The sequence below is a fragment of the Streptomyces sp. NPDC005202 genome, assembly GCF_040608235.1.
GTDB lineage: Bacteria > Actinomycetota > Actinomycetes > Streptomycetales > Streptomycetaceae > Streptomyces.
The window spans coordinates 350,642-363,887 of record NZ_JBEXHW010000004.1; the positions used below are offsets into that span (position 1 = coordinate 350,642).

Genomic DNA, 13,246 nt, shown 5'->3' on the forward strand with positions numbered 1-13,246 from the left:
GATGGGACCGACCATCGGGGAGCGGCCCGAGCGGGAAGTGTGCCGTGCGCCTGGGCCGAACCGTGAACGCCGAACGCCACGTCCGGAGGTCCTGATGCCTGAGAACTCTGCGCCCCTCTCCACCGAGTCCACCGCCTTCCGCGCCGCCCTCGACGTGATCCGCGCGGTCGAGCCGCGGGTCGCCGACGCCATCGGCCAGGAGGTCGCCGACCAGCGCGAGATGCTCAAGCTGATCGCCTCCGAGAACTACGCCTCCCCGGCCACCCTCCTCGCGATGGGCAACTGGTTCAGCGACAAGTACGCCGAGGGCACCATCGGCCGCCGCTTCTACGCCGGCTGCCGCAACGTCGACACCGTCGAGTCGCTGGCCGCCGAGCACGCCAAGGAGCTCTTCGGCGCCCGCCACGCCTACGTCCAGCCGCACTCCGGCATCGACGCCAACCTCGTCGCCTTCTGGGCCGTCCTCGCCCAGCGCGTCGAGCTCCCCGCCCTGGAGAAGGCCGGCGTCCGCCAGGTCAACGACCTGTCCGAGGCCGACTGGGCCGAGCTGCGCCACGCCTTCGGCAACCAGCGCATGCTCGGCATGTCCCTGGACGCCGGCGGCCACCTCACCCACGGCTTCCGCCCGAACATCTCCGGCAAGATGTTCGACCAGCGCTCCTACGGCACCGACCCCGCCACCGGCCTCATCGACTACGAGGCCCTGCGCACCTCCGCCCGCGAGTTCAAGCCGCTGATCATCGTCGCCGGCTACTCCGCCTACCCCCGCCTGGTGAACTTCCGGATCATGCGCGAGATCGCCGACGAGGTCGGCGCCACGCTCATGGTCGACATGGCCCACTTCGCGGGCCTGGTCGCGGGCAAGGTCCTCACCGGCGACTTCGACCCGGTCCCGCACGCCCAGATCGTCACGACCACCACCCACAAGTCGCTGCGCGGCCCGCGCGGCGGCATGGTCCTGTGCGACGACTCCCTCAAGGACCAGGTCGACCGCGGCTGCCCGATGGTGCTGGGCGGCCCGCTCCCCCACGTCATGGCCGCCAAGGCCGTCGCCCTCGCCGAGGCCCGGCAGCCCTCCTTCCGGGACTACGCCCAGCGCATCGTCGACAACTCCCGCGCCCTCGCCGAGGGCCTGATGCGCCGTGGCGCCACCCTGGTGACGGGTGGCACGGACAACCACCTCAACCTGATCGACGTCGCCTCCTCCTACGGCCTCACCGGCCGCCAGGCCGAGGCCGCGCTGCTCGAGTCCGGCATCGTCACCAACCGCAACGCGATCCCGGCCGACCCCAACGGCGCCTGGTACACCTCCGGCATCCGCATCGGCACGCCCGCGCTGACGACCCGCGGCCTGGGCACCGCTGAGATGGACGAGGTCGCCGGCCTCATCGACCGTGTCCTGACGGCTGCCGAACCGGGCACGACCAGCAAGGGCACGCCCTCCAAGGCCCAGCACGTCCTCGACCCCAAGATCGCGGACGAGATCGCCCACCGGGCGACGGACCTGGTGGCGGGCTTCCCGCTGTACCCGGAGATCGACCTCGGCTGACACACCCCGCACCGGGGCTCACAAGTCGATCAGCTCCTGTCGTCGCTCCTCCCGCGGCGGTCCGGCCCCACGCCGGGCCGCCGCGCGGCGTATCAGCAGCGTGCCGCCGACCGCGACAGCGAGCCCCGCGGCCGCCCACCAGGCGCGATCCGCCGCCCCGGACCCGTCCCCGGAGGCCGTGTCGCCCGCCCCGCCCAGCAGCCCCGCCCGGTCCAGCTGCCCGAAGACCGAGCGCGGCGCCCGGTGCCACCGGATGTCGTCATCCTCCACATCCGGCGCCGGATCCGTGCGCACCCAGGGCGTGCCGTCCTCCGCCACGATCAGCTGGTCCTGCCGCTCGACGGCCATGTCCCCTCCCGGCGCCCGATGTGTCTGCGGCCAGCCCCCGACACCCGACAACCCCCACACCACGGTCACCCGCACTGCCGGATACCGTCCCTGCAACCAGGCCTCCGACACCGGCTCCGTCCCCGCATACGTCGGCTGCAGCAACTGCCAGAGCCGAGCGAAGCCGGGCTCCCCTGAGCACAGCGCGGACGTCCGCCCCGAGCCGCCCGCGACGACCAGCGCCACATTGGCAGGATCGGCGTGCGGTTCCCGGTCCGCGGCTGCTCCGGTCGCCGGTATGCCGCACAGGACCGCCGCCACGGACACCGGTAACACAGCGGCGAGCCGCGACGCCGTCCGTCTGCCTCGCAGTGCCATCCGTCCCCCTCCCCAGGTCTCACACGTCCCGCAGCTCTTGCCTCGGCCCCGGGTCCTGCCCCCGCCGCAGGCGCTCGAACGGCAGCCTCGAGGTGAACGGACCCGCCAGCACCGCCCCGGCCGCCGCGCCCGGTATCGCCCACCACCAGTCGGTGCCCCCGTCGCCTGTCCCCGGCGCGCCGGACGGTAGCGCCGCCCTCCCCGCGGCCGCATCCGGCGTCGCCGTCCCCCGGGCCGCGTCCGGCGTGGCCGCCCCGGCGTCCGCGCCCGGTGTGGCGGTGTCCGACTGCCAGGGTGCCGGGAAGATGCCGGTGTATCCCTGCCCCGAGGCCTTGCCCATCACGCCCAGCTTCTTGAGCAGGGCGCGCAGCCGGGAGGGCTGCTCGGCGCGGTGCCAGTAGCCGTTGGGGGAGTCGGGCACGTTCGCCGCCGTGTGGATCCAGACAGCGTCTCCGCTGGTCGCCGGGAAGACCCGGTCGAGCCGCCAGGGGGATATGTCGTGCGCCAGCCAGGTGACGTTGATCTGCCGGGCGTTGACCAGGTCGGCCTCGGGAGGCGTGTCCCGGCTGCCCGTGCCCGCCTGGCCGAGGAGCTGCTCCAGCTCGCTGTACTTCTCGTCGGAGAAGTACAGCGCGGTGGCCTCCCCGCTGCCCGGCGAGGTCACGAGCACGCTCGTCGGACCGCCCGCCGCCGCGGAGGACGCGCCCCACACCATCAAAGCGAGCGTAATGCCCCCATCAGCCCCGCCAGTTCACGAACCCTCCGCCTGCCCATCCGAACCCCCAACCGGCCGAACCCGTGCGGCCCGTGCGCGGGCCGCGTGTCACTTCTGGTACACCGCCCGGCCCGCCGGGGTTCCCACCCCGCCCGCACTAGTGCGAGGACTTCTCGGGCTCCTTGATCCCCGACCGGGCGATCTGCATAGCCCGGGCCTTCGACGCCACGCCTTCCAGCCGGAGCGTCACGTCGCCGCCGCGGACCGCGTGGGTCCACAGCAGCGTCGGACCGGCCGTCCGCTGCTCGCGCGTGAAGTGGTGCCCGTCCGCGTCCACCAGCCAGAAGGTCAGCAGGTGCGGGCGCGGGAACCACAGGGCGTGGTTCGACGCCTCGCCGGCCGCGGTCTTCGCGTCCAGCGGAACCCACTCAGGTGGCTCACGCACGGTCTTGACGAAGCTGACGTCCAGGCGCGCCGCGTACTCGTCGACCCGTATCGTCCGCCCGTGCTCGCGCCAGCACAGGGTCATCAGGAACCGCCCGCGCGGCTCGCCGGTCACCGTCACCGCGTCCGGCACGCCGAGCACGTCCGGCACCAGCGGCTCGAACCCCGCCCGTCGCGCGGCCTGCGCCAGCGACACCGACCGGCCGCAGTCGGGGACCTCGGCGCCCGGAGAGGGCACCGCCGACGGGTCGTAGCGCACCTCGACCCCGGCGAAGCCGAACCAGTCGAGGACCGCCGCCCGCACCGGGGGCGTGAGCGCGAGCACCGTCAGCAGACCGCACAGCGTCGCGGTCAGCGAACGCCACCGCATCCGCGTCCAGCGCCGCACCGCCTGCAGCCGCTCACCGGCGCCCGGCGGCCCGGCCACCGGGACGGGCACCTGCTCGGCGAGTATCTGCTCCAGCACCCGCTCGACCATCAACTCCGGCCCCGCCGCACCCGGCGCGTCCAGCGACCGCCCGAGCGCCCGCAGCTCCTCCGGCAGCCGGGAGGCACCCTCGCGCCCCCGCCCGCCGGCACGTCCCCGCGGACCCCGGTCGGCATCACGCCCGCGCGGACCTGGGCCGTCGGCGCCTCGATCACCGGCCTGCCGAGCGGATCCGGCACCCTCACCGTCGTACGACTCATTCACGCTCCTCACCCCCTTCCCCGGGCCGAAAATCGGGCAGCAGTCGGCCGAGCTTCCGCAGGGCGCGGCTGAGCCGGGACTTCACCGTTCCGCGAGGCCAGCCCAGGGCCTGGGCGGTCTCGGACTCGTCCATCTCCAGCAGATAGCGGTAGGTGACGACCAGGCGGTGCTCCTCGCTCAGCTGCTCCAGGGCGGCCAGCAGGGCCGCGCGGCGCTCGGTCGCCAGAGTCGCCACCGCCGGGTCCGCCGACTCCGGTATCAGCGGCTCGGCCTCCACCAGGGCCGCCTCCCGGCCGGCGAGCGTGCGCTGCCGCGCCGCCGTGCGCACTGTGTTCCTCGTCTCATTGGCGACGATCGCGAGCAGCCACGGCTTGAACGCCGCGCCGTTCTTGAAGCGCCCCAGTGAGCAGTAGGCCTTGACGAAGGCCTGCCCTGCACCACGTCCTCCGCGTCCGCACCCGCGCCGAGCGCGGCGGCCGCCCGCAGGGCGATGCCTGTATGGGCACGCACCAGCTCCGCGTATGCCTCCGGCTCTCCGGCGCGTACGCGTGCGATCACCGCGGCCTCATCGACGATGCGGCCCCCCTCCCGCGTCCTCACATCCTTGTTACACCACGGGAGACGCTTCGGTTCCCAGCTGTTTCCGACCAGTACCGGACCGGCGTCCCAGACCTGAGAGAATGGTGAGCATGGCTTCTGACCGACCCCGTGTGCTCTCCGGAATCCAGCCCACCGCAGGCTCGTTCCACCTCGGCAACTACCTCGGTGCCGTCCGCCAGTGGGTGGACCTGCAGGAGACCCACGACGCGTTCTACATGGTCGTCGACCTGCACGCGATCACCGTCCCGCAGGACCCGAAGGAGCTGCGCGCCAACACCCGGCTCGCCGTCGCGCAGCTGCTGGCCGCCGGGCTCGACCCGGAGCGCTGCACGCTCTTCGTCCAGAGCCACGTCCCCGAGCACGCCCAGCTCGCCTGGGTCATGAACTGCCTCACCGGCTTCGGCGAGGCGAGCCGCATGACCCAGTTCAAGGACAAGTCCGCCAAGCAGGGCGCCGACCGGGCGTCCGTCGGCCTGTTCACCTACCCGATCCTCCAGGTCGCCGACATCCTGCTCTACCAGGCCAACGAGGTGCCGGTCGGCGAGGACCAGCGGCAGCACATCGAGCTCACCCGCGACCTCGCCGAGCGCTTCAACGGCCGCTTCGGCCAGACCTTCACCGTTCCCAAGCCGTACATCCTCAAGGAGACGGCGAAGATCTACGACCTGCAGGACCCGACGATCAAGATGAGCAAGTCGGCCTCCACGCCGAAGGGCCTCATCAACCTCCTCGACGAGCCGAAGACCACCGCGAAGAAGGTCAAGAGCGCGGTCACCGACACCGACACCGTCATCCGCTTCGACCCGGAGGCCAAGCCGGGCGTCAGCAACCTCCTCACCATCTATTCGACCCTCACGGGGGCGGGTATCCCCGCACTGGAGGAGAAGTACGCCGGCAAGGGCTACGGTGCGCTCAAGACGGACCTCGCCGAGGTCATGGTCGAGTTCGTGACGCCGTTCCGGGAGCGGACCCAGCAGTACCTGGACGACCCGGAGACCCTCGACTCGGTCCTGGCCAAGGGCGCGGAGAAGGCGCGCACGGTCGCCGCGGAGACCCTCTCCCAGGCGTACGACAAGGTGGGCTTCCTGCCTGCCAAGCACTGAGGCGCACCACCGCACACACGTGGCACGGGGCAGAGCGCTGCACATCACTATGGCTGCGCCTGCCCACAACACAGCCGTGGTCGTACAGTCGATAGCCGGACGGCCGTGACGAAACGGCTGAGAACGAAACAGACACGACGACAGGAGACGACGTGGGGACCGTAACGATCGGCGTGTCGATCGCGGTCCCGGAGCCCTACGGCAGCCTGCTCCAGGAGCTGCGCGCGGGCTTCGGCGACGCCGCGGCTCACGGCATCCCCACGCACGTCACCCTGCTGCCGCCGACCGAGGTCGAGGACGCCGACCTGCCGGCCATCGAGGCGCATCTGACCGAGGTCGCCGCGGCCGGGCGCCCCTTCCCGATGCGGCTGTCCGGCACCGGCACCTTCCGGCCGCTGTCGCCGGTGGTGTACGTGCGGGTCGTCGAGGGTGCAGAGGCGTGCAGCTGGCTTCAGATGCAGGTTCGCGATGAGTCCGGGCCCGTGGCGCGTGAACTCCAGTTCCCCTACCACCCGCACGTCACGGTGGCGCACGGCATCGACGACGCGGCGATGGACCGCGCCTTCGAGGAACTCGCCGGTTACGAGGCCGAGTGGCCGTGCACCGGCTTCGCCCTCTACGAGCAGGGTCCCGACGGGGTGTGGCGCAAGCTGCGGGAGTTCGCCTTCAGCGGCCGTACGGTGGTGCCCCCGCAGGCGGCCCACGTGGACCGCGGCACGCTGCCGACGCGGTAGCGGCTACAGCGGCAGCCGCCGGTACACCGCCCGTGGCAGGTGCCGCAGCGCCGACATCACTACCCGGAGCGCACCGGGCACCCACACCGTCTCCGAGCGCCGCCGCAGCCCCAGTTCGACGGCCGTCGCGACCTCCTCCGGCGTCGTCGCGCACGGGGCCTGGTGAAGGCCTGCCGTCCTCCTCGACCGTACGAACCCGGGGCGTACGACCATCACGTGCACGCCGGTGCCGTGCAGCGCGTCGCCCAGGCCCTGCGCGAAGGTGTCCAGGCCGGCCTTGCTGGAGCCGTAGATGAAGTCCGCACGCCGGGCGCGTTCGCCGGCGACCGAGGAGAACACCACGAGGGAGCCGTGCCCCTGGGTCTGCAGCGCCCGGGCGGTCACCAGGCCCGCGGAGACCGCCCCGGTGTAGTTGGTCTGCGCGACACGCACCGCGTTCAACGGCTCCCGCTCGTCGTACGCCTGGTCGCCGAGGATCCCGAAGGCCAGCAGCACCATGTCGACGTCGCCCTCGGCGAAGACCTTGCCGAGCGCGGTCTCGTGGGACTCGGCGTCGAGCGCGTCGAAGGCGACGGTGCGCACGTCCGCCCCCAGGGTGCGCAGGTGCGCGGCGGCCTCCTCCAGGGCGGGCGACGGGCGGCCCGCCAGCCACACCGTGCGGGTGCGGCGCGCGATCAGGCGGCGCGCGGTGGCCAGCGCGATCTCGGACGTACCGCCGAGGACGAGCAGGGACTGGGGGAGACCGGAGGCATCCTTCACGGCAGACGACTGTATCGCCCACCTATGAGCGTTTGGTTCAGAAACGCGGTGTTGACGCGAGCGGTGAGCGGGCACAGTCCGATCATGGACTGGCTGAAGAACCTACCCGTCATCGGTCCGCTGGTGGCGCGCCTGATGGCCACGCACGCGTGGCGGTCGTACGAGCGTCTGGACCGGGTGAAATGGACGCGGCTGGCGGCGGCCATGACGTTCATCAGCTTCGTCGCCCTCTTCCCGCTGCTGACGGTGGCCGCCGCGATCGCCGCCGCCACGCTCAGCTCGAAACAGCAGCACCAGCTCCAGGACAAGATCGCCCAGCAGTTCCCCGGCGTCTCCGGCCAGCTCGACATCAACTCCCTGGTCCAGAACGCCGGCACCGTCGGCCTCATCGCGGGCGTCGCCCTGCTGTTCACCGGCATCGGCTGGGTCGGTCAGATGCGCGACTGTCTGCGCGCGGTGTGGGAGCTGCCCGATCCCGAGGAGAACCCGTTGCTGAGCAAGCTGAAGGACGCCGGTGTCCTCGTCGGCCTGGGCGGAGCCGTGCTCCTCACGCTCGCCGTCTCCACCGTCGCCTCCGCGGCCATCGGCTGGACCTCCCGGCAGATCGGACTCGACGAACACGGCTGGGGCAGCGTCCTGCTGCGGATCGTCGCGTTCGCCGTCGCCGTACTCGCCGACTTCCTGGTGTTGTTGTACGTCCTCACCCTGCTGCCCGGCGTCGAGCCGCCGCGCCGCCGCCTGGTCGTCGCCGCGCTGATCGGCGCCGTCGGCTTCGAACTGCTCAAGCTGCTGATCAGCGGCTACATCCAGGGCGTGGCGGCGAAGAGCATGTACGGTGCGTTCGGTGTCCCCGTCGCCCTGCTGCTGTGGATCAACTTCACCGCCAAGCTGGTGCTTTACTGCGCCGCGTGGACGGCGACGCAGAGCAAGGACGTCGAACTCGCCGAGCTCAGGGACGAGTCCGGCGGCGCATCAGATCCGGCAGCGGCCAGCGGCGGTTGACCAGGAACGCACCGGCCGCGAGCAGCGCCAGCACCCCGCCGGTGACCGCGAGCGCAATCCCGGCGCCGCTGGAGCCGTCCCCGGCGGAGGCGCTCGCCACGGGCTTCGACGAGGAACCGCCGCCCTCTCTGCCGCCCGCCTGTCCGGACGAGGGTGTGGTGCTTGGCTGTGCGCTCGCCTGGACGGCGGTCTTCGGCGGCACCAGTTCGCCCACCGGCTGCACCTTGCCGTCCGCCTGGAAGCCCCAGTCGAAGAGCTTGGCGGTCTCCTTGTAGACCTCGTTGTGCTCCTTCTTCTCCGGGTGCATCACGGTGACGAGCAGTACCTTGCCGCCCCGTTCCGCGACGCCGGTGAAGGTGGCGCCCGCGTTGGTGGTGTTGCCGTTCTTCACGCCCGCGATGCCCCGGTACACCGAGACGTCGGTGTCGCCGGTCAGCAGCCGGTTGGTGTTCTGGATCTCGAAGGACTTACGGACCGATTTGCCCTTCTTGCTCTTGTTTGTCACCCCCGGGAACGACGCCCGCACGGTCGAGCAGTACTCGCGGAAGTCCTTCTTCTGCAGCCCGGAGCGGGCGAACAGCGTCAGGTCGTACGCCGACGAGACCTGGCCCTTCGCGTCGTAGCCGTCCGGGGTCACCACGTGCGTGTCGAGGGCCTGGAGTTCCTGGGCGTGCGCGTTCATGTCCTTCACGGTCTGCTCGACGCCGCCGTTCATCGCGGACAGCACGTGCACGGCGTCGTTGCCGGAGCGCAGGAAGACGCCCAGCCACAGGTCGTGGACCGTGTAGGTCTCGTTCTCCTTTATCCCGACCAGGCTGGAACCGGCGCCCATCCCGGCCAGGTCGGAGACGGCGACCTTGTGCGTCTGTGTCTTGGGGAACTTCGGCAGCACCGTGTCGGCGAACAACATCTTCAGCGTGCTGGCCGGGGGCAGCCGCCAGTGCGCGTTGTGCGCGGCGAGCACCTGGCCGGACTCGGCGTCGGCCACGATCCAGGAGCGCGCGGTGAGGTCCTTCGGCAGCACGGGCACACCGGTGCCGAGGTTGACCTGCGTGCCGGCCTGGCCGAGGCGGGCGCCGCCCACGGCCGACATGTGCGCCGGGGGAGTGGCCGACGGACTCGTCGACGGGCTCGGGGCCGCAAGGGCGGCGGGCGCGGTCAATGAAAGGGACAACAAGGTGGCGGAGGTGACCAGTAGGGATCGCATGGCGGTCTTCTGTGGTGCGGGCACGATCAAGAACGTACATGCCGCGGACACCGAAGTCCCGCCTCCCGCCCCACCCCGGCCACTGAGCCGGACGCCCGGCAGCGATACTGAACGTATGAAGCTCAGCCGCCCCGTCTCCTGGTTCCTGCTCGCCTTCGGGGTGTGGAGCTGGGTCATCTGGGTCACTTTCGTCAAGAATCTCGTCAAGGACAGCAGCGGGCTCGCGTTCGACCACGGGCACCCGACGGCGTACTTCTGGGTGCACCTGACGCTCGCCGTCGTTTCCTTCGTATTGGGGACGGTCATCGGGGTCATCGGGTTGCGTGGACTGCGCGCACTGCGCCGGACGTCATAGCGTTCCGGACACACCGACCGGGACCGACGGAGGGGACACGGCGGCATGGTGGTCGTCTTCGTGCTCGTGGCGCTGCTCGTGGTGGGCGCCGTGGTGGCGGGCAACTGGTACATGTGGCGCCGACTGTTCCGCGACACCACGCGCGGCCCGGGCACGGCGCGGCGCGCGGGCGCGGCGGTGATCGCCGGCGGCTGGGCGCTGGCCATCGCGGCCCTCGTCGCCGAACGCACCGGCGCGCCCTTCTGGCTCCAGCGCACCCTGGCCTGGCCGGGCTACCTGTGGCTGGCGCTGTCGATCTACCTGCTGCTCGGTGTGGTGGCGGGTGAGGTCGTACGGCCGCTGCTGCGGCAGCTCGTCGAGCGGCGCGCCAAGCGAACGCTGCCGGAACTCGCCGCCGTGACCGCACCGCAGGCGGATCCTGCACCGGCGACGGCGACGGCGACGGTGACGGCGACGGTGACGGCGACGGCGACGGCGCCCGCGACCGCGACCAAGGACTGGGGACCGGCGCGCACGCCCGCCCCCGACCCGGCCTCCGACCGCCAGCCGGCGCCCGACTCCGAGTCGGCCGTGGTCCGTCAGCCGGCCCTCGACCCCGCCCCGGCCCTCGGCCGCCCGTCGGTGCCCGGCTCCGAGCGGGCGTCCGCTCCGTCACCGCCGCCGCTCGCCACGCCCACGCCCACTCCCACCCGCCGCCTCTTCGTCTCCCGCGTCGTCGCCGGCGTCGCCGCCGCGGCCGCCGTCGGGACCGTCAGCTACGGCACGTACGGCGTGCTGCGCGGGCCGAGGGTGAAGCGGGTCACCGTCCCGCTCGCCAAACTCCCGCGCTCCGCGCACGGCTTCCGGATCGCGGTCGTCAGCGACATCCACCTGGGCCCGATCCTCGGCCGTGGCTTCGCCCAGAAGGTCGTCGACACGATCAACACGACCCAGCCCGACCTCATCGCGGTCGTCGGCGACCTGGTGGACGGCAGCGTGAAGGACCTGGGTCCGGCCGCGGCCCCGCTGGCGCAGCTGAGGGTCCGCCACGGCGGCTACTTCGTCACCGGCAACCACGAGTACTTCTCCGGCGCCGAGCAGTGGGTCGAGGAGGTACGGCGGCTCGGCCTGCACCCCCTGGAGAACGCCCGCACCGAGCTGCCGTACTTCGACCTGGCCGGGGTGAACGACCTCCAGGGCGAGAGCGAGGGCCAGGGCCCGGACTTCAGCAAGGCGCTCGGCGACCGGGACACGGCACGCGCGTGCGTGCTCCTGGCCCACCAGCCGGTCCAGATCCACGAGGCCGTCCGCCACGGCGTCGACCTCCAGCTCTCCGGCCACACCCACGGGGGCCAGCTCTGGCCCGGCAACTTCGTCGCGGCGGCCGCCAACCCGACCGTCGCGGGCCTGGAGCGCTACGGCGACACCCAGTTGTACGTCAGCCGGGGTGCAGGCGCCTGGGGACCGCCGACACGCGTGGGCGCGCCGTCCGACATCACGGTGGTGGAACTGGCGTCGCGGCAGGCGTGAGCCGGCCCAGCCGTGTGGTGAAGGCGTCGTCGTGGAGGTCGTCCCCGTGCCCGGTGGCGACCGGTGGGTCGGGCCGTGGGTCGGGCCGTGGGCCGGGCCGTGAATTGGCTGAGAATCGGCTGTGAAACGAATGGGAAACATTTCTCCGCAAGTTCTTTTTCTTCTCTCCGGAATCCTCTTCCCCCAGTTGAAACACCTGTGATTAGGTGTGCGCGCCACTAGGGGAGTGGCTTGTGCGCAGGGGCCCGCGCAGGGTCCGGGGAGGGCACCGATGCGATCGGTTCGCATGCGGATTCTCACGTTGCTGCTGGTCCTGGCGACCGTGGGCGTGGGCGGCTGGCAGTTGCTGCGGTCACAGGAGAACAACGGCAGGACGATCACGGTCGGCACGACGGACGCCGTTACGTCACTCGACCCGGCGGGCGCCTACGACGCCGGTTCCTGGGCCCTGTTCGGCAACGTGTTCCAGTCACTTCTGACCTTCGAGCCGGGCGGGGCCTCGCCCGTGCCGGACGCAGCCAAGAGCTGCGGTTTCGTGGGCAGCGGACTGCGCACCTACCGCTGTGAGCTGCGCGACGGCCTCACCTTCCCGAGCGGCCGCACGATGACCGCCGAGGATGTGAAGTACTCCTTCGACCGGGTGAAGAAGATCAACTCCGAGGTCGGCCCGGCGTCCCTGCTCTCCACGCTCGGCTCGGTGGACGGCGCCGGCATGACCGTCACCTTCCACCTGTCGTCGCCGGACGCCACCTTCCCGTTCAAGGTGGCCACCGGGGCCGGTTCCATCGTCGACCACACCCGCTACCCGGAGGACGCCCTGCGCACCGGCACCCAGGTCGACGGCACCGGACCGTACGACCTGACGGCGTATACGAAGGACAAGACCGCGGTGCTGGCGCCCAACGGCACGTACAAGGGCGCCATCGGCGGCACCGGCCGGCCGGTCGAGCTGCGCTACTACGCCGACGCCGACGCCCTCGACAAGGCCTGGAAGGCCGAACAGGTCGCGGTCGCCACCCGCACGCTGCCGCCGAAGGTCCTCTCCGGACTCAACCCGAGCGACCCCGGCCGGCGCGTCTTTGAGTCCGACAGCTCCGAGACCCGCAACCTCTACCTCAACACCCGCGCCTCCTCGCCGCTGCACGACGTCCGCGTCCGCCGCGCCCTGGCCTGGCTGATCAACCGCGAACGGCTGGCCTCCACGGTGTACGACGGGACCGTCGAGCCGCTGTACTCGCTGATCCCGGCCGGCATCACGGGCCACACGACGTCGTTCTTCGACGCCTACCCGGCACAGGACGCCAAGCGGGCACGGGCGCTGCTGACCGAGGCCGGCGTGTCGGTCCCGGTGCGCTTCACCTACGGCTACGGCAAGGGGCGCGGCGCCGGAGCCGAGGAGGCCGCGGAGGTCAAGCGGCAGCTGGAGGCGAGCGGTCTGTTCCAGGTGGACGTCAAGGGCTACGAGTGGACCGGCTTCCAGAAGCGGTGGGCGAAGGGCAAGCTCGACGCGTACGCGGTCGGCTGGGTCGCCGACTACCCGGACCCGGACACCTTCGGCGCCCCGCTCGTCGGCACCGGCAGCACCATGAACACCGGCTACCGCAACAAGGTCGTCGACCACCTCATCCTGGACAGCCGGCAGTACGCCGACCGCAGCCGGGTCGCGCAGGACTTCCACACCCTGCAGACGGAAGTGGCGAACGACGCGCCGCTGATTCCGCTGTGGCAGCGCAAGGAGTACGTCGTCAGCAGCGAGGCCATCGGCGGCGGCCAGTACCTGACGGACGGCACGGGCATCTTCCGGCTGTGGACACTCGGCTGGATCTGACGGGCCCGCGCCTGGGCAACCGACGGTCAGGGCAGGGAATGACGGCCG

The 13,246-nt window shown here is 71.6% G+C and carries 12 protein-coding genes and 1 pseudogene; 7 read left to right on the forward strand and 6 right to left on the reverse strand.

Annotated features, from left to right (window positions below; genetic code table 11):
- Positions 1-94: 94 nt before the first annotated feature.
- Entirely contained in the window at positions 95-1,549 is a 1,455-nt protein-coding gene (locus tag ABZV31_RS10720; RefSeq protein WP_355890941.1) for a glycine hydroxymethyltransferase, read from the forward strand.
- Between the two features lie 18 nt (positions 1,550-1,567).
- On the opposite strand, the gene ABZV31_RS10725 is transcribed toward ABZV31_RS10720, so the two are convergent.
- The 4 genes and pseudogenes from ABZV31_RS10725 to ABZV31_RS10740 form a co-directional block, all read right to left on the reverse strand.
- Positions 1,568-2,254, reverse strand: coding sequence for a hypothetical protein (locus ABZV31_RS10725; protein ID WP_355890944.1), 687 nt, complete (start codon positions 2,252-2,254; stop codon positions 1,568-1,570).
- A gap of 19 nt (positions 2,255-2,273) precedes the next feature.
- Entirely contained in the window at positions 2,274-2,969 is a 696-nt protein-coding gene (locus tag ABZV31_RS10730; protein WP_355890947.1) for a hypothetical protein, read from the reverse strand.
- A 157-nt stretch (positions 2,970-3,126) separates the two neighbouring features.
- Entirely contained in the window at positions 3,127-3,957 is an 831-nt protein-coding gene (locus ABZV31_RS10735; RefSeq protein WP_355891220.1) for a hypothetical protein, read from the reverse strand.
- 139 nt (positions 3,958-4,096) lie between these two features.
- A pseudogene (locus ABZV31_RS10740) lies at positions 4,097-4,701 on the reverse strand (RNA polymerase sigma factor).
- Positions 4,702-4,790: 89 nt separating this feature from the next.
- Here ABZV31_RS10740 and trpS point away from each other — a divergent pair.
- The gene (gene trpS, locus ABZV31_RS10745) at positions 4,791-5,804 is read left to right on the forward strand and encodes a tryptophan--tRNA ligase (RefSeq protein WP_355890950.1); all 1,014 of its coding nucleotides are present in this window, start codon (positions 4,791-4,793) and stop codon (positions 5,802-5,804) included.
- A gap of 152 nt (positions 5,805-5,956) precedes the next feature.
- A complete protein-coding gene (locus tag ABZV31_RS10750; protein ID WP_355890953.1) occupies positions 5,957-6,538 on the forward strand; it encodes a 2'-5' RNA ligase family protein in 582 nt (193 codons plus the stop codon).
- A 3-nt stretch (positions 6,539-6,541) separates the two neighbouring features.
- On the opposite strand, the gene ABZV31_RS10755 is transcribed toward ABZV31_RS10750, so the two are convergent.
- Positions 6,542-7,297: a decaprenylphospho-beta-D-erythro-pentofuranosid-2-ulose 2-reductase gene (locus ABZV31_RS10755; RefSeq protein ID WP_355890956.1), complete on the reverse strand. Its 756-nt coding sequence runs from the start codon at positions 7,295-7,297 to the stop codon at positions 6,542-6,544.
- Between the two features lie 84 nt (positions 7,298-7,381).
- Between ABZV31_RS10755 and ABZV31_RS10760 the strand changes: the two genes are divergently transcribed.
- The gene (locus tag ABZV31_RS10760) at positions 7,382-8,299 is read left to right on the forward strand and encodes a YihY/virulence factor BrkB family protein (protein ID WP_355890959.1); all 918 of its coding nucleotides are present in this window, start codon (positions 7,382-7,384) and stop codon (positions 8,297-8,299) included.
- Here ABZV31_RS10760 and ABZV31_RS10765 read toward each other — a convergent pair.
- A complete protein-coding gene (locus ABZV31_RS10765; protein WP_355890962.1) occupies positions 8,247-9,530 on the reverse strand; it encodes a D-alanyl-D-alanine carboxypeptidase in 1,284 nt (427 codons plus the stop codon). The genes ABZV31_RS10760 and ABZV31_RS10765 overlap by 53 nt on opposite strands.
- A gap of 91 nt (positions 9,531-9,621) precedes the next feature.
- Here ABZV31_RS10765 and ABZV31_RS10770 point away from each other — a divergent pair, with 91 nt between their 5' ends.
- The 3 genes from ABZV31_RS10770 to ABZV31_RS10780 all read left to right on the forward strand — a co-directional run bounded on the left by ABZV31_RS10770 (position 9,622) and on the right by ABZV31_RS10780 (position 13,198).
- Positions 9,622-9,861: a hypothetical protein gene (locus ABZV31_RS10770; RefSeq protein WP_355890965.1), complete on the forward strand. Its 240-nt coding sequence runs from the start codon at positions 9,622-9,624 to the stop codon at positions 9,859-9,861.
- A 45-nt stretch (positions 9,862-9,906) separates the two neighbouring features.
- Entirely contained in the window at positions 9,907-11,370 is a 1,464-nt protein-coding gene (locus ABZV31_RS10775; RefSeq protein ID WP_355890968.1) for a metallophosphoesterase, read from the forward strand.
- A gap of 286 nt (positions 11,371-11,656) precedes the next feature.
- Entirely contained in the window at positions 11,657-13,198 is a 1,542-nt protein-coding gene (locus ABZV31_RS10780) for an ABC transporter substrate-binding protein (protein ID WP_355890971.1), read from the forward strand.
- The last annotated feature ends 48 nt before the right edge of the window (positions 13,199-13,246 follow it).